Origin of the sequence: Pseudomonas sp. IT-P2, from assembly GCF_949767575.1 — a bacterium.
Lineage (GTDB): Bacteria > Pseudomonadota > Gammaproteobacteria > Pseudomonadales > Pseudomonadaceae > Aquipseudomonas > Aquipseudomonas pharyngis.
Window position 1 is genome coordinate 128,069 of the sequence record NZ_CATKQA010000011.1, and the last position, 16,380, is coordinate 144,448.

At 60.5% G+C, this 16,380-nt stretch carries 12 protein-coding genes; 3 read left to right on the plus strand and 9 right to left on the minus strand.

The window, feature by feature from the left end; translation table 11 throughout:
* Positions 1-20: 20 nt before the first annotated feature.
* The 9 genes from ACM6JM_RS07380 to ACM6JM_RS07420 all read right to left on the minus strand — a co-directional run bounded on the left by ACM6JM_RS07380 (position 21) and on the right by ACM6JM_RS07420 (position 12,092).
* The gene (locus tag ACM6JM_RS07380; RefSeq protein WP_414881569.1) at positions 21-2,435 is read right to left on the minus strand and encodes a TonB-dependent siderophore receptor; all 2,415 of its coding nucleotides are present in this window, start codon (positions 2,433-2,435) and stop codon (positions 21-23) included.
* Positions 2,436-2,528: 93 nt separating this feature from the next.
* The gene (locus ACM6JM_RS07385) at positions 2,529-3,506 is read right to left on the minus strand and encodes a FecR domain-containing protein (protein ID WP_039771136.1); all 978 of its coding nucleotides are present in this window, start codon (positions 3,504-3,506) and stop codon (positions 2,529-2,531) included.
* On the minus strand, positions 3,507-4,022 hold the full coding sequence (locus tag ACM6JM_RS07390) for a sigma-70 family RNA polymerase sigma factor (protein ID WP_039771138.1): 516 nt from the start codon (positions 4,020-4,022) through the stop codon (positions 3,507-3,509).
* 84 nt (positions 4,023-4,106) lie between these two features.
* On the minus strand, positions 4,107-5,291 hold the full coding sequence (locus ACM6JM_RS07395) for an aminotransferase class V-fold PLP-dependent enzyme (RefSeq protein WP_414881570.1): 1,185 nt from the start codon (positions 5,289-5,291) through the stop codon (positions 4,107-4,109).
* 14 nt (positions 5,292-5,305) lie between these two features.
* Complete coding sequence (locus ACM6JM_RS07400; RefSeq protein ID WP_414881571.1) at positions 5,306-6,550, minus strand: MFS transporter; 1,245 nt, start codon at positions 6,548-6,550, stop codon at positions 5,306-5,308.
* Between the two features lie 13 nt (positions 6,551-6,563).
* Complete coding sequence (locus ACM6JM_RS07405) at positions 6,564-8,417, minus strand: IucA/IucC family protein (RefSeq protein WP_414881572.1); 1,854 nt, start codon at positions 8,415-8,417, stop codon at positions 6,564-6,566.
* A 45-nt stretch (positions 8,418-8,462) separates the two neighbouring features.
* Positions 8,463-9,611 (minus strand): NAD/NADP-dependent octopine/nopaline dehydrogenase family protein, encoded by a 1,149-nt coding sequence (locus tag ACM6JM_RS07410; RefSeq protein ID WP_085667215.1) that lies wholly within the window; start codon positions 9,609-9,611, stop codon positions 8,463-8,465.
* Positions 9,612-9,639: 28 nt separating this feature from the next.
* Positions 9,640-10,683 carry a PLP-dependent cysteine synthase family protein gene (locus tag ACM6JM_RS07415; RefSeq protein WP_039771145.1) on the minus strand — a complete coding sequence of 348 codons (1,044 nt, stop codon included), beginning with the start codon at positions 10,681-10,683 and terminating at the stop codon, positions 9,640-9,642.
* Positions 10,684-10,697: 14 nt separating this feature from the next.
* Positions 10,698-12,092, minus strand: coding sequence for a Y4yA family PLP-dependent enzyme (locus ACM6JM_RS07420; protein WP_414881573.1), 1,395 nt, complete (start codon positions 12,090-12,092; stop codon positions 10,698-10,700).
* A 588-nt stretch (positions 12,093-12,680) separates the two neighbouring features.
* Here ACM6JM_RS07420 and ACM6JM_RS07425 point away from each other — a divergent pair.
* The 3 genes from ACM6JM_RS07425 (at position 12,681) to ACM6JM_RS07435 (ending at position 16,350) form a co-directional block, all read left to right on the plus strand.
* Positions 12,681-13,568: an HpcH/HpaI aldolase/citrate lyase family protein gene (locus tag ACM6JM_RS07425; RefSeq protein ID WP_052266598.1), complete on the plus strand. Its 888-nt coding sequence runs from the start codon at positions 12,681-12,683 to the stop codon at positions 13,566-13,568.
* 15 nt (positions 13,569-13,583) lie between these two features.
* A complete protein-coding gene (locus tag ACM6JM_RS07430) occupies positions 13,584-13,985 on the plus strand; it encodes a ParB N-terminal domain-containing protein (protein ID WP_414881574.1) in 402 nt (133 codons plus the stop codon).
* Between the two features lie 160 nt (positions 13,986-14,145).
* Positions 14,146-16,350: a TonB-dependent receptor gene (locus tag ACM6JM_RS07435; protein WP_414881575.1), complete on the plus strand. Its 2,205-nt coding sequence runs from the start codon at positions 14,146-14,148 to the stop codon at positions 16,348-16,350.
* Positions 16,351-16,380: the final 30 nt, after the last annotated feature.

Sequence of the window (16,380 nt, forward strand, 5' to 3'; positions counted from 1 at the left end):
GCCGCTCCGGACCGGACGTTTCAGAAATCGACAGTGGCCGAGAGCAACAAGGTCCGAGGCGCGCCCTGGGAGAACGCGCCGTAGGAGGCGACGCCCGACCAGTATTCACGGTCAAACACGTTCTGCACGGTGGCCCGCAAAGTGGTCGGCCGTTCGGCGATGCGGGTGGCGTAGCGCGCGCCGACATCGAAGCGGGTCCAGGCGTCCAGTTGTTGGGTGTTGGCCTGATTGACGTACTGGGTGCCGGTGTAGATCGCGCCGCTGGTCAATGTCAGGCCTTCGACTTGCGGCACGTCCCATTCGGCCCAGAGGTTGGCTTGCACTTCGGGAACCCCGACCGGTTTGTTGCCACGGTTGGCAGCGACACCGGTTCGGGTCAGTTCGCCGTCGAGCAGCGTCACGCCCCCGATCAGGCGTGTGCCTGTTGCAATCTCGCCCGCCATGTTCAGTTCGACGCCCCGGTTGCGCTGTTCGCCATTGACCGAGAACACCCCGGATGCCAGTTCACCGCTGGGCTTTTCAAGCTGGAACAGGGCGATGGTGGACATGAAACGGCCGTAGTCGAGCTTGACCCCGACTTCCTGCTGGCGCGACACATAAGGGGAAAAGATCTCGCCCGCGTTGGCAGCGGCAGACGGCGCGATGTCACCCTTGCCCAGGCCTTCGACGTAGTTGTAGTAGAGCGAGACGTGGTCCCAGGGCTTGGCGACGATCCCGAACAGCGGCGTGGATTTGCTTTTGTCGTAGGACGTGGTGATTGAGCCTGCCGTGTTGTAGTTATCCGACTTGATGTTCTGCTGGCGCACGCCGAGCGTGACCTGGAGGTGTTCATCGAGCACCGACAGGGTGTCGGCGAGGGCCACGCCCGACAGCTCGCTTTCGGAAACCTTCGGGGTATCCGGCTTGGCGATCGCGGGTTTCGGGCGATCGAGCGGGTGATAGATGTTCGACAGGATCGCCGGGCCGGAAATAATCCCCCGGGACAAGTTATCGCGGTAGCGGGTGACTTGTAGCGCCGTGCTATGACTGATCGGCCCGGTGTCGAACCGCAGCCGCGCACCGGCATCGACGGTGTAGCGCTGGACTTCGAATTTGTAATAGCCGGGGATCGACGAGGTGTCGCCCGCTTCATTGATGATGGTCGGCGTCTGGTCGGACATGCGCGCGACATCCGATCGGCCACCGCCGGCGTGGGCGAACACTGTCAGGTTGTCGTTGAGGTCGTATTCGCCGCCGAGCAACGCCGATTTGTCGCGGGTTTCCGACCAGCCCCATTCCTGGCTGACGCTGGTGCGGCCGTTGGCTGCGGACGGAATCTCCACGCCGGAGGCAATCAGGAAGGGGCGGGATGCGGCGTCGAAACTCTCTTTCTGACTGATCAGGTCCAGGGTGGTGCGCAGGCGTTCGCCCTGGTAGTCGAGGGACATCGCGCCGATACCGACCTCTCGGGATTGCTTGTCGATAGCCGTATCGCCTTGCTGGACGCTGCCATTGATCCGCACGCCGAAGCGGCGTTCTTCACCGAAGCGTCGGCTGACATCGAGGTGGCCGCCGAGCTGGGTATTCAAGGCGTAACTGGTGGTGAAACGAGTCAGGTCTTCGTCCAGTGAACGCTTGGGTACCACGTTGATCACGCCGCCGACACCGCTGTTGGGCGACATGCCGTAGAGCAGGGCGCCGGGGCCTTTGACCAGTTCGATCCGTTCGGCGTACTCGGTGAACACCCGGTAGTTGGAGGCCACGCCGTACACGCCGTCGAACGCCAGTTCACCGAGGTTGCCTTCGCCGACCGGAAAACCACGGATGAAGAACGAGTCGACAATCCCGCCTGTCTGCCCTGTGGAACGCACCGATGAGTCGCGCTCCAGCAAGTCGCCGACGGTGACAGCCTGCTGGTCCTTGATCAGTGTCGAGGTGTAGCTGCTGACACTGAACGGAGCATCCATCGCATCGCGGTTGCCCAGAATGCCAAGGCGTCCGCCGCGGGCGACCTGACCGCCCGCAAGCACCGGCGGCAAGCTGTCGGTGCGCGTGTCGATGCCTTCGACCGTGGTGTCCGACAACGTGACCCGGCGTACTACCAGCGTCCAGGTCCCGTCGCTGCGAGCGACCATCTCCAGGCCACTGCCTTCGAGCAGTCGAGACACCGCTTCCTGCACCGAGTAGCTGCCGGACAATCCAGGGCTGCCGAGGCCTTCGGTGATCGACGGCTGAAACGACAAGGCGATACCGGCGTCCACGGCAAAGCTCGAGAGGGTCACGCCAAGCGGGCCGGGCCCGATGTTGTAGGCTCGCACAGTGACCGCGTCCAGCTGCACCGGCCTGGCTGCCTCGGCGAGCGCGCTGCTGGCCAGGCCCAGCACAACGCTGAGCAACACGCCGCGCATAACGGGCTTTAGCAGACGATCCGCAAGCAAGGGTCGTGCAACGAGCATGAAGGGATGACCCTATGGACGAGGTGGAATGGTTGTTCCTTTCATAGCCAGCCGAGATCAAAAAAAGTATCACCCGTGCGGTGATTTTTTTGCTCAGGCGGGTGAGAGCGTCACCCAGTAACCACTCAAGTGCCCGGAGACGCGCACGGGATAGGTCTGCGCCAGCATGTTCAGCGAGCGTTGGGTATCACTGATGGGAAAGGCCCCGGAAATGCGCAGGTCGGCAATGGCTGGATCGCACCGCACAATGCCTCGGCGATAGCGCGCCAGTTCGACAGCAAAATCCGCCAGCCGCATCTTGTCCGCCATCAGCATGCCCTCGGTCCAGGCGCCAACGTTGCGGTCGGTCGGGTTCAGCGAGCCAAAGGCCTGTGATGAAAAGTCGGTACGTTGCCCGGCGTTGACGATGATCGGCGCGCTCTGTGGGCTGTCGGCCAGCTCGACTTGCACAGCGCCTTCGAGCACTGCGAGTTGGGTGCGCGGCTGCCATTCACGAACGGTGAAGCGCGTGCCCAGCGCCTGCATCCGGCCCTGACGGGTGCTGACCAGAAAAGGTCGAGGCTGCGCGGCGTTGTCCGGCGCAGTCTGCACCAGGATTTCGCCTTCGCGTAAATGGATCAGCCGCTGCCGGGTGTCGAACAGAACGTCGATGGCCGTGTCGGTGTTCAGGGTGATTTGCGAGCCGTCGGCCAGGGTCAGTTCGCGACGCTGCCCGACGGCGGTGTGGTAATCGGCGGACCATTGCTGCGACTGCGCCAGTTTCCAGCTGCCCCAACCGGCGGGTATCGCCGCCAGCAGCAAGGCCAGTTTGCCCAGCGCTGCGCGGCGTTCCGGGTTACTCGGGCGATCCAGCGCCGACATCGCCAGCGACGGCGGCAGGCCGCCGAACTTGCTTTGCAGCAACTGCGCGCGGGCCCACGCCCGGTTGCGCTCGGGGCTGCTGACTTTCCAGTACTCCCACTCCGCACGCTCGGTTTCGCTGAGGTCGTTTTCGCTCAGACGCATCAGCCACTCGGCGGCTTCTTCGAGTATTTTCGGATCGAGCGGCGGTTCACTGCGGCGCGTAAGCATTCATTCCACCAGCATCAGGCACTGCACGAAAGCCTGTTTCATGTAGCGCTTGACGGTGATCAGCGAGACGTCCAGCTGCTCGGCGATGTCGGCGTATTTCAAGCCGCCGATCTGCGACAGCAGGAACGCGCGTTTGACCAGTGGCGGCAGGGTGTCGAGCATCGCGTCGATTTCGTGCAGGGTTTCCAGCACCACGAAGCGCAACTCGGGGGAGGGCACTTCCGGTGCGGGCAAATGCGCGAGGGCATCAAGGTAGGCGCGTTCCAGAGCCTTGCGCTGATACCAGTTGATGAGGATGCCCTTCGCCACGCAACTCAGGTAGGCCCGGGGTTGCTCGATGGTCGTGACTTGGGAGGCGAGGATCCGGGTGAAGGTATCCTGCGCCAGATCCGCCGCATCCATGGCGTTACCCAGTTTTTTCTTCAGCGTGGCGTACAGCCAGCCGTGATGGCCGCTGTACAGCGCTTCGATCACGCGCAGATGGTTGTCGTTGTTCGCGGGAAGGGTTTCGCTCATGGCTGCAGTGTTTTGCAATTGAGAAGTATTCCCAATGCTAGTTTACAAAGAGCCTGCGACGCAAGCGCGAATCAGCATCCGTTTTCAGGCGCGGGGCATTCTCAACAACGTGTTTACCATGGCATCGATTTCATCCTCGGTGTTGTAAGCGTGCAGCGATGCGCGGCTGACTTCCAGCAGGTCCCGTTGCTGCATGTCGAGCATCGTCGAGCGGAAGGTCGAGGTGGTGACGTTGATGCGTTTTTCCTGCACCGCGAGCCATGCCTGGACTTGTGCTGCGCTGGCGTCCTTACAGGTGAAGGTGACGATGCCTGACTTGACCGCGCCCCGATCCTGCGACGTAACACCCGGCACATCAGCCAGACGATTGCGCAGATGCGCTGACAATCGTTGAATGCGCTGCCACATCGGTTCGATGCCTTGCGCCAGGGCGTAACGGGCCGCCGCCCCCATGCCCAGTTTCGCGGCAACGTTGCATTCCCAGTTTTCAAATCGTCGGGCATCGCCTCGGATCTTGAAGGTGTCCGGGGTCAGCAATGAGGCCGCGTGCAGGTCGAGAAACGTCGGTTCGAGGTTTTCGCACAAGGTTTTTTCGACGTAGAGAAACCCCATGCCCCGAGGGCCACGAAGGTATTTGCGGCTGGTGGCCGCCAGCATATGACAGCCGATTTTCTGCACATCGATCGGCATCTGCCCGACGCCCTGGCAGGCATCCAGCAGAAACAGAACCCCGGCCGAGCGGGCGAGGGCGCCGATCTGTTCGATAGGCTGCACCGGGCCGCCGTTGGTGGCGATCACCGGCAGCGACACCAGGGCGACCCGATCATCGCCGAGCATGTCCCGCAGCGCCGGCAATGACACCTGTCCCTGTTCATCGTTGGGAATCACCCTGATCTCGATGCCGCGCTGCTGCTTGAGTTGCAGATAGGGAATGTAGTTGCCGGCGTATTCGGTAGTCGACGTCAGCACCACATCACCAGGCCGCAGCGGCAATGAATAGAAGGCCATGTCCCAGGCGCGGGTGGCGTTTTCGATCACCGCGATTTCATCGGGACGCGCGTTGATCAGTTGGCCGATGGCGTCGTAAACGTCTTCCACTTCCCGGGCCTGTTGCCCGGCGGCTTCGTAACCGCCGATCCGGGTTTCAAGTTGCAAGTGACGGGTTACCGCTTCGATGACTGGATTGGGCATCAGCGCCGCGCCCGCATTGTTGAAGTGAATCAGTTGCTCGACACCAGGGGTGTCGGCGCGCAGTTGTTCAATGTTCAACGAAAACTCCTTGGTCAGTCGCCCGGCGGGATCTGGCTCGGTTGCATGACTATCGGCCGGTAGCGCAACGCAACGATGGGAATCAGCGCGAGGATGTAGGCGAGGCAGACAAACAGGTAGGTGTACTGCAAACCATAGACCTGGCTGAGCAGACCACCGGCCGAGATCCCGGCAATGGACGCGAATTGCGCAGTGCTTTGGGCAATCCCCAGCACATAGCCCTGGCGCGAGCTGTCGGCGGTCTTGGAGATCAGCGCCATCAGCACCGGCGTCGTGGCGCCGAGCAATACGCCCCAGATGAAGTAGGTGCCGACGAATACGATCGGATTACGCGTGACGCCGGCGAGTGCCGTCAGCGCGATGCAGCCGATCACGACATAAGTAATGCGTTGCAAGGTGTCCTGCCGGGAACGGTGCTCGAAGTAACGCGACCACGCGGTTGCCGACAGAATGAAACCCAGCGCCAGCAAGCCATAGCACAGCCCGACCACCGAGTTGCTGACCTCGAACACCGAGCTGACGTACAGCGAGAACGACGTCTGCGGCAGCATCCGCGCCAGCAGCAGGATGCCCATGACACCCAGCAGCGACAGCAGGGGCGTGCCTTGCCAGACGCTGGTGTTATGGCTGGCAGGAGCCGCTTTATCAGCGACCGGCGCTTTCTTCACTGGCGGTACATCCGGCAACGTCACGGCTGCGACCACGGTGCAGATGGCGCATAGCACAGCGGCGATCATGTTGATCCAGAAGAATGTCGCGTAATCGAGGATCAGTCCGCCGACCACTGCGCCGAGCAACGAGCCGACGTTGGTGGAGATCTGCAGGATCGCGAACAGCCGTGCCCGCCGCGAAGGTGCTTCAATGCTCACGCCGTACGCCTGGGCCGGGGCGATGTAGCCGGCGAAGGCGCCTTGCAGGAAGCGCAGGATCAGGATCACCCAGATGTCACTGCACAGGGCCAGCCCAAGCTGGGTCAATGACAGGCCGGCGAGGGCGCGGATCATCATCAACTTGTGGCCGTAGCGGTCGCCGATACGGCCCCAGAATGCACTGGTCAGAATAATGCCCAGCATCGGCCCGACGTACACGGCGATGCTGGCGAAGCTGAAAAGCGAGTCTGAGGAGGTCAGCCCGCGCAGGTGGACAGGCCAGAACGGCCCGCTCATTTCCATCGCGCCCATCGAAATGAGCTGGATCGCGAACAGAAGATAAATCAGGACTCTTACGCGCGAACCCGCGATGGCACCTGCTTGGGTCATGAGTCAGCCTCGGTTATTGAACGACATTGAGCGGGTTGGTCAGCGTGTGCTGAATCCGGTAGTTGGAATACTGCATCATGTGCATGCGCAGCAACGAACGGGTCGGCCATGGATCATTGAGGAAGGCCTTGCGTTCGACTTCCCATAGATCCGGCGCAACACGCTCGCGCACCGCTGCGAACGCCTGCTCGGTTTCTTCACGCAGAATGCCCCACATCCGGTTGTTGTCCAGCGCGTACTCCTTGGTCAGCCACAGGGCCATTTCATGCAGGTGCGTGAGGAAGGCTGCGTCGAGCACGAACATGCGCACCGGCTCGATATCGCCCTCGAACACCGTTGGCAGAATGCCCGGCTGCACATGCGGTTGCAGGGTGTAGCCGCGTCCCTCCAATAATGGCGCGTAGGTCCTGCCATCGCCGAAATCGCGGATCAGCAGACTACGTGCTTTGCCATCCGGGGAAAACAGCACCATCGTGTTCTGCTGGTGCGCTTCGAGCCCGATCCCGTACATCAGGTAGATCGCCACTACCGGATGAGTGACCACTTTGGCGTACTGACGGAACCAGTCTTCCACCTGAGCGGCATTGGCCCGAACGCCGTCGCGCTCGATCAGCTCGGTGAACAGTGGTCGACCGTTGCCCGGCAAGCGAGTGAACAGAGAAGCCACGGTGATCGGCAGACAATCGTCGTTACGCTCGAACGCTTGCTGGCTGGCACGGAACACCACCGACAGATGCCGGCCGGGATGGTCGTCCTGAGTGATCGCGTGCTTGTAACGCAAGCCGATCTCCTCCGGGAAGATTTCCAGGCGTTGCTCGAAACCGTTTTCGACCTCGAGGATCTTCGTGATGACGGTGCTGATGCGTGGCCCCATGTGAATCGACTTGGCTTGCAGGCTGCGCAGCTCGCTGGTCATCCACACGGCAATCGGCAACTTGATCAGCGGCGCGCTCTCATTGAGCACCGGCATCATCGTGCGGTAGGACATGGTCGGCAGGGTCTGGATGTCCGGACCGTCGGTGATGAGAATGCCTTCTGCAATTTCCGCCGCAAAGTTTTTCAGCACGTAAGCCTGCAAATGCCATGAGTGAATCGGTAGCGGCAACCACTGGGATTCGTCCAGGCCCTTGTCGTTGAGCGACGCCTTCCATTGCGCCCATTGCGTTGGGAAGTTACTGGCGAACCAGCTGTGGTAATCGCTGACGTGAGGCATGCTTTCGCTTTTCGCCATGTCGGCCCGCAGCGCGGCAATGCGCAGCGGCACCTGGGCGTTGAACTCCGGTGACAGTTGCTCGACTTCCTCATCGCTGAGGCCCGGTCGCGCTTTCCAGGTCGGATAGTAGGGGTGACCTTCCAGCGAGCCCCACTGGTCGAGAAGGATCGCGGCGTCCTTGGTGCTTGCGTGCTGGCGCAGGTAATCGGTCAGGCTGTCGAGGCCCTGTTCCCGGGCGGCGGCGGCCAGTCGAGCGTTCCATTGCTGGCGATGCTGACGCGCGTGGGCGTCGTTCATCAGGCTGTTTTCCATGTCCGACTTGAGCCCGGCGATGCCTTCATCAGTGGGTTCGAAATCGAAGCTGTCGCGCAGCACATCCAGCAGGTCATGATGGGTGTAGATCACCTGGCGTACGCCTTCATCGGTCATCAGGATCACGTCGCCGTCATTGACCACGGTGTCGGCCGGGCCCTTGGCGATGTTGGAAAAGAACACCTGGGAACGGCCGTCTTTCAGCGCGTACGAGGCCTCGTTGCCGGCCTCGGAGAAGCGCAGACCCGAGCGATCCAGAATGTTTTCGGCAAACAGGCAACGGATCATCCGTCGCAGGGCGTTCTTGCGGGAGTAGGCGATGAGTGTCTTGAAGTCATCCATATCAGCTATCTGCTCGTCGAGAAATTAATGAAAAGTTGAACCCGCTCACGCCGTGCGCGGCCATTGGCTGGGGAAGTAGTCGAGCGCCGAGTCGCGCAGGCCCTGCATGTAGGAAACGCTCCATTGCAGGACTTCTTCGATGTAGGGGACTTTCAGTTCGAAGCGCCGGGCCATTTCCACCAGCAGCACGAGGCCGTAGGCAACGTCTTCGTTGAAGGCGCGGCTTTCGCGCTCGATCACGTAGCCGGCGCGGTTGTCGTCGGCCGGAATCATTGGCGCGAGGATGTCGTTGTAGGCCTGGTTGGTGCGCAGGATCGACAGCATGCTGCTCTGATCGCGGATCTGCTCGCCATAGGCCTCGATGATTTCCTGCTTGAGGGATTTGACCGATGACAGGTCGATGCCCATGCGCTGGCTGATCGCGCTGCACAGTTCCTGACTTTCCTGATCCATGCGCTCCAGAAAATAGGCGCCCAGCTCGGGGCATTCGGTCCACCAGCACATTCGTTGCGGGAAGATCTTGCGATGCCATTGGCCGTAAGGACCGATCAAACCGTAGATCACCGAGCTGTGCATGATCGGGTTGCCTGGTGTCAGGGTGATTTCCAGGTAGTGGTCGAGCATCGTCACACAGGGGCCATAAAGCGTGGTGAGGATTTTTTCCAGGTGCTGCCGTGATTGCGCTGATTCGCGGTCGTGCAGCGCGACATACAACTGGCTCTTGCCGCCGCCCATCTTGACCGACACCCCAGGCTTCAGATCGAACGCGGTGTGCGGCACATCCTTCATTCCCCAGATCACCACATTGGAGCGTTCGCCCAGCGAAGCTTCCGCCAGCCAGTCAAAACCGCAGAAACCCGGGATCGCGCCGACATAAACCGGTTTGCTCGAACTCAAATGCGGCGCGATGGCTTGCAAGGCTTGCGGCCGTGCGTGAGCCGGCACCGTGATGATCACGATGTCGGCGTCGGCAACCACGACGCCGGCGTCGGTGCTGACCCGGTCCGGTCGCGCGCTCAGCGTCGAGCCGTCCGGCATCAGCGCCTGCATCGGCTGGTTGGCGAGGTGCCGGTCGACCACCTCTTGATTATTGGTGAGTATCGAAACCTGAACATTGGGCAACTGTTTAAACAGGATGGCATTCAGATGCCCGGTCCTGCCTGCGCCGCATATGGCGACTTTCAGCGGTTTCATACAGAGACTTTCCTGTGTGGGAGACGCGTCAGGCGACGCTCAATTGCAGGGGAGTGGCGTCGGATTCCAGCCAGCGGGTCTTGCCCAGCCAGCGGTCCAGTTGCGGGGCGACGTCCGGGTCCAGCAGGTCGCGTTCTTCCAGCCATTTGTCGTCGAATACGGTGTGCAGGTACTTCTCGCCACCGTCGGCAATCGGCACCACAACGTTGCCGGTCAGCGTGCCTTTGTGAATCAGCTCCAGCGCCTTGAAGATCGCTCCGCCGGTCGAACCGCCGACCAGCAGGGCCAGATTGCGTGCGATGTAGCGGGCGGTTTCGAACGCCTGAGAATCGGTCACCTGCAAGCCCAGGTCGATGCAGCTGTAGTCGAGCACCAGGCCAACGGTGTCGCCGGCCGGGGTGCCGGTCCCCGACTGGTAGTACGGATAGCCGGGATGGCCGAAGACGATGGAACCGGCCGGTTCGACGGCGACGGTAACGATGTCCGGGTTGTGCAGTTTCAGGCCGCGGGCGATGCCGGTCATCGAACCGCCAGTGCCGACGCAGCCAACGTACGCGCCGATGTGGCCACCGGCCTGGGCGATGGTTTCACGGACGAAGTCGCTGTAGCCGCCGGCATTGGCCGCGTTGTCGGACTGGTTCATGAACACCGCGCCGGGGATCTGCGAGGCGAGTTCGGCGGCCAACCGTTGACGCTCGACCACGGCCACTTCGTCTTCCCGGTACGTGCCGGCGACGAAGCGGATCTCGGCGCCCAGTGCCTTCATCACCGCGATCTTGTCCTGCGCCGCATGGTGATCGACCACCGCAATGAAATGCAGGTCGAACTCCACGGCTGCCATCGCCAGGCCGATGCCGGTGTTACCGGAGGACGACTCCACGACCACACCACCGGGTTTCAACTTTCCGGACTTGAGCGCCGCCAATACCATGTTGCGCGCCATACGGTCTTTAATGCTGCCGCCGGGGTTGTTCTTCTCTATCTTGAGCAAAAGTCGAGCGTTGGTATCCGGAACATCAATGCCCAACATTGGTGTATTGCCAATAAGATCCGAAACTTTATTCAGTATCATCTGGACGTCTTCCCTTAATAGTCAGGTGTGAATGCGTAGTTACCTTCCGTACAACAAGTCGCCGTCAGTCGCCGTGGCAACGGGTGGCGATGAAATTCGTTTTCCAGCAAGTCCATCTGATAACCGGCGGTATTGGCGTAGATCAATAAATCGCCGGTTTGCGGTGTTGTTTCGAAGTTGATCAATCGATGAGTAATCACGTCATCATCCAGGCAACTATGTCCGGCGATGTAGGCTTGCATCGGAACTTGTCTCGATTCTTTCGAAGTGATCAGGATTGGATCGACAAGGTATTCAGATGAAAACCAGGTTTCGCACGCGCTGAAACTGCTGCCTTCGGCGAATATCACAACTTTGTTGTCGGCCAATTGTTTGGTGCGCGTTACGCGAAAGACGGTGATCGCCGCTTGATCCACCAGACTTCGGCCGGGCTCCAGTGCCAGTTTTATATTCTGACTCTTCAAGTAACTGGCAATGGTTTTTTCCGGGGAATGCTCCGACGTCAGGAATAAGTCCAACCACTGGCAAGCCGTCAGACTGCTGCCATAAGGGTAATAAGAGTGGGGTACTCGACGGTTCTGATAATGACCAGGGTTGTTGTCGTTCTGCAAAAAACTGTCGTACTGCCGTGGGTCGACATAGCGCATCGGCAGGCCACCACCGATGTCAATCATGACCGGGTCGAGGCCCATTTCCCTGGCGGCATCGAAGAACCCGGTCACTTCACGGAAGGCCTGTGCCCGGGTTTCGTAGCCGTATCCGCCGAGGTGGAAATGGAAACCTTCGAAGTGCAACGACTCCCGATGTTCCGTCAGCCATTGCAAGCACTGAAACACGTCATCGGCGCCCATTCCGAAGCGGCTCGACGAGCAATTTGTTGGCCTGTAACGCAGCAGGACTCGGGCTTTTGCCGGTGGCGGCGAGGTGTCGAGCAACGCTGTTAGCTCGCTGAATTCCTCTCGGGAATCCACACAAATCAGCGAACCGCCTTGCACCAGCGCTTGATGAAACGCGTTGGTTTTGGCCGGCCCGGTTGCGCACAAATGTTCCGCTTTGGTCCCGGCGCGCAGTGCAGCTTGCAACTCAAACAGGCTCGATACGTCAGTGCCGATGCCCGAAGACGCAGCCGCAGCCAGCAGGCACTGGGACTTGTTGGCTTTGGCGCCGTAGAAAATCGCGCAGTCGACGTCATGCTTTTTCAGCACCGATTGCAGCGCCTGGGCGTTGGCCTCAAAGGCATGTGGCCACACCAGATTCAGCGGCGATCCGTGTTGTTTAACAAGCTCAACAAGTTTTCCTGGTGAATGTTGAAGAAAGTTTTCGATAACAGGATCAAGTAACGGTTTCAGCACTTTTGTGTAATGAGCTTCAGTTGTGTGTTTAACGGGCGGCGCAATTAATTCAGGCATAGAAAACCTCTGGCGTAAATAATCGCCATATGTATGTTGCGTGTTCTTGCTGCTCGTCAGATACGAATGTTTAAAAAGGTGGAGGCGGATAACAGATCCGCTCTGGAATTAAACAAGGGGCATGTTCTTTCATAAAATTTTCACAAATCTGTTTCATGAGAACCCCACTCCTTAAGGCTCAGACAGGCAAGGAGAAGGCCAATAAAATATGGCCTTGTCGCTTTTGAAGTGCCATTGCCTGACATGTAAATGACATCATTGCGCCGAACTTTCGGTGAACAAAATCGCAGGTCTTGATTTGAGTCTCGACCCTGTCAGCGGCTCGAACAATATTGCGAACGGGAACGATTATCAAGTAAGGTTTTCAAATATTTTTGAATGAACACACACAACAGGGGAGTGCGAAGCCGTTTGTTCGCCTGCTCAAGTAAGCGCTCGCGTATTGATTAAAAATTCTCTTAACGCCTTGTTATTCAAGGTGTTGACGATTGATTCAATGCGCCTGAAATCAACCCGGTTTTTCCCCTGTAACAGGTGTTCGAATTTTTTTTGAAAACCCACGACTGAAGCACGCTCAGGAGAGTCCCGATGACTGTTCGTCACAGCACCAACGCTACGCTTCCCATCAGCTACCTGTTCGTTCCCGGCAACCGCCCGGAGCGTTTTTCCAAAGCGGTCGACGCCGGGCCGGACGCGATCATTCTCGACCTCGAAGATGCCGTTCATCCGAACAGCAAAGCCGTGGCCCGGGCGTCGATCTGGGCCTGGCAACAGAGCACGCCTGAAACCGCCTGCCGGCGTTACATCCGGCTGAACAGCGTCGGCAGTTCGCTGTTTCGCCAGGACATGACGTGGCTGGGTGATATGCGCTACCCCGAGCGCTGCGCGGGGATTTTCCTGCCCAAGGCCGAATGCCCGGAGAGCCTGTCCCATGTCGTCGGGCGACTGCTGGAATGGAACCCCGAGCTGCAGATCGTCGCCATCATCGAGACCGCCAAGGGCTTGCATCAGGTTGAGGCGATTGCGGCGATTCCCGGGTTGGCGCGGCTGGCATTCGGTTCGCTGGATTTTTCCCTGGACATCGATTGCAGCCAGATTCCCGAAGCGTTTCTGTTCGCCCGCAATCGCATCGTGCTGGCTTCGCGGGTGGCCGGGTTACCGGCGCCGATCGATGGCGTGACCCCGGCCATCAGCGACATGGCGGTGGTCGAGCGCGACTCGCGTTACGCCCGGTCACTGGGGTTCGGCGCCAAGCTGTGTATCCATCCTTCGCAAATCACTACGGTGCAGAAAGCCTTCCTGCCCAACGCCCGCCAACTGGCGTGGGCGGATCGGGTCCTGAACGCGGTGGCCGGGGGCAGTCACGCGGTGCAGGTCGACGGCGAAATGGTCGATCTGCCGCTCATCGAACAGGCCCAGCGCCTGCGGGACATGGCCAGCCAGTACGCGCTGGTCGCCAACGCGGATGCCTGCTGAAACCGGGGGTGAAGCATGGGACATGGTTACCAGATTGCCTTGCGTGCGCTGTGCGACGTGCGGCAATCCGAGCAGGTCGATCCGCTCAACGTGCAACGTCTGCGCGAGGCGATCATCCAGGCCGGGCATTGGCTGGAACCGATCATCGTCGAGCGTTCCCGGGGCATCGTGATGGACGGCAACCACCGGTTCAACGCAGCGCGGGCACTGGGGTTGAAACGCGTGCCGTGCATCCAGCTCGACTACGCCGACCCACGTGTCTGCGTACGCCACTGGCAAACCGGACAAGTGTTCGAAGTGGCGCAGATTTTCACCACCATCGAGCGTGGCGAATTGTTCCCGTACAAGACCACCCGCCACGCGTTCGACCCCGCACTGCCGGTGGTCTCCATCCCGCTGCACTGCCTGTATGACTGATCGGCGTCGGAGGGTGGGTTTCACTGCCCCATCCTCCGGCGTGTTCCCCTGCGGGCGATCCGCGCAAAAAAATATTCGGCCACGCTGATACTTTTTCGATTGTCGACTGGCAAATAGGAGTCATTACCATTTTCAGCCATTCGAGAAGGACCCAATCGTCATGTCTGTTGCACGCCGACCCTGCAGTGAACGCGCCCTCACACTGGCCATTCGCACCGCGATGCTGAGTTCTATCCTGGCCGCAGGAAGCGCCACTGCCTGGGCAGCCGACCCCAAGCAACCCGAGCAACAGGACGCCGCCGCCACGGAAGGGCTGACGCTGGACACCACCAACGTCAACGCCCGTTACAACGGCGCAACCGCATTGCCGGAAGTTCTCGCCGGAGGGCAGGTCGCCCGAGGCGCAAGGCTGGGGATGATGGGCAACAAAGACGTGATGGACACACCGTTCAGCGTGACCAGCTACACCGCCAAAACCCTCGCGGATCTGCAAACGGTCACCGTGGCTGATGCGCTGGAGCGCGACCCATCGGTGCGCTCCACCGGGCAAACCGGCGGGATTGTCGATTCGTTTTTCATCCGGGGATTTGCGATAGGCGAGGGCAACCTCGGCGAGCTGGCCTATGACGGTGTGTACGGCGTTGCGCCCAACTATCGCGTGTTCACCGAATACGCCGAGCGCGTCGAAGTGCTCAAGGGGCCGGGCGCGCTGATGTACGGGATTTCGCCCAACAGTGGTGTTGGCGGCGTGATCAACATCGTACCCAAACGACCGCTGGCCGAAGACCTGACCCGCTTCACCGGCAGTTACGCGTCGGACTCGCAAGTGGGCGGGCACCTGGACATCAGTCGGCGTTTCGGTGACGAAAACCAGTTCGGCGTACGTTTCAATGGCAGCCTCCAGGGCGGCGACACTGCGGTGGATGATCAGGAGAGGGACCTCAACATCGGTGCAATCGCCCTCGACTACCAGGGCGAGCGCTTGCGTCTGAACCTGGATTTCATCAGCCAGAAAGAGAGCTTCGAGGCGGCGTCGCGCCCGTTCACCATCGCACCGGGCGTCGAGATTCCATCGGCGCCGAACGGCCGCACCAACCTGCCGCAGGACTGGGGCTGGTCGGACACCAAGGAGCAGTCGGCCTTGCTCGGCGGCGAGTACGACCTCAACGATAATCTGACGGTATTCGCCCACGCCGGCGGTGGCCGCTCCGACGTCAAGCGCATGTCCGACCAGGTGCCGCGAATCCTCAACGACGCCGGCGACACCAGCAACATCCCCGGCTATTACAAATTCAACGTCGACCGTTCGACGGCCGACGTGGGCATGCGTGCGCTGTTCGCCACCGGACCGGTCACCCACACGACCACGGTCATGGCGACCCGTTATCAGGATGAGTTGTCCCGGGGCATCAACAACGGCACGGAAATCCGCTCGAACATCTACCACCCGGTGGACGTGCCCAAGCAGTACATCAACTCGCCGAAAGTGCTGCGCATTTCCGAATCGGAACTGTCCGGCATCGCGTTGACCGACACCCTGGGCTTTCTCGATGACCGGATCCAGTTGACCCTCGGCGTGCGCCGTCAGGACATCGAATCGCGTAACTACAATGCTTCGGGTGCGGTCAGCTCCCGTTACGACGACAACGCGACGACGCCGTTGGCAGGCGTGGTGGTCAAACCGTGGGAAGACGTTTCGCTGTACTACAACTACGTCGAAGGCCTGAGCAAAGGTGATATCGCTCCGGGCACGGCGGCGAACTCCGGTGAAACCTTCGCACCCTACAAATCCAGGCAGCACGAAATCGGCGTCAAGTACGAACACGGCACGTTCATGACCACTCTGGCGCTGTTCCAGATCGAGAAGCCGAGCGGCGAAATCGGCGCCAGCAACGTGTTCTCGGTGCAGGCCGAACAACGCAACCGTGGTGTCGAGCTGAGCATGTTCGGTGAAGTGGCGCCGGGCACCCGCCTGATGGGCGGCGTGACCTTGCTCGATGGCGAACTGACGGATTCGGCCACCGCCGCCAACCGTGGCAACAAACCGGTGGGCGTGCCGGATGTCCAGGCCAACCTCTGGGCCGAGTGGGACACACCGTGGGTCGAAGGTTTCACTCTGACCGGCGGCGCGATCTACACCGACAGCCAATACGTCAATCAGGCCAACACCCAGGAACTGCCTTCCTGGACCCGCATCGACGCCGGCGCTCGCTACGCCACCAAGATCGAAGGTCGGCCAACGACATTCCGCGCCACGGTGCAGAACGTGTTTGATCGCGAGTACTGGTCGGGTGTGGCGTCCTATGGCGCTTTCTCCCCGGGCTATCCACGCACGTTGCAGTTGTCGGCGACCGTCGACTTCTGATCCGGGGGCGCACTGTTGGGTGCGCCTTCT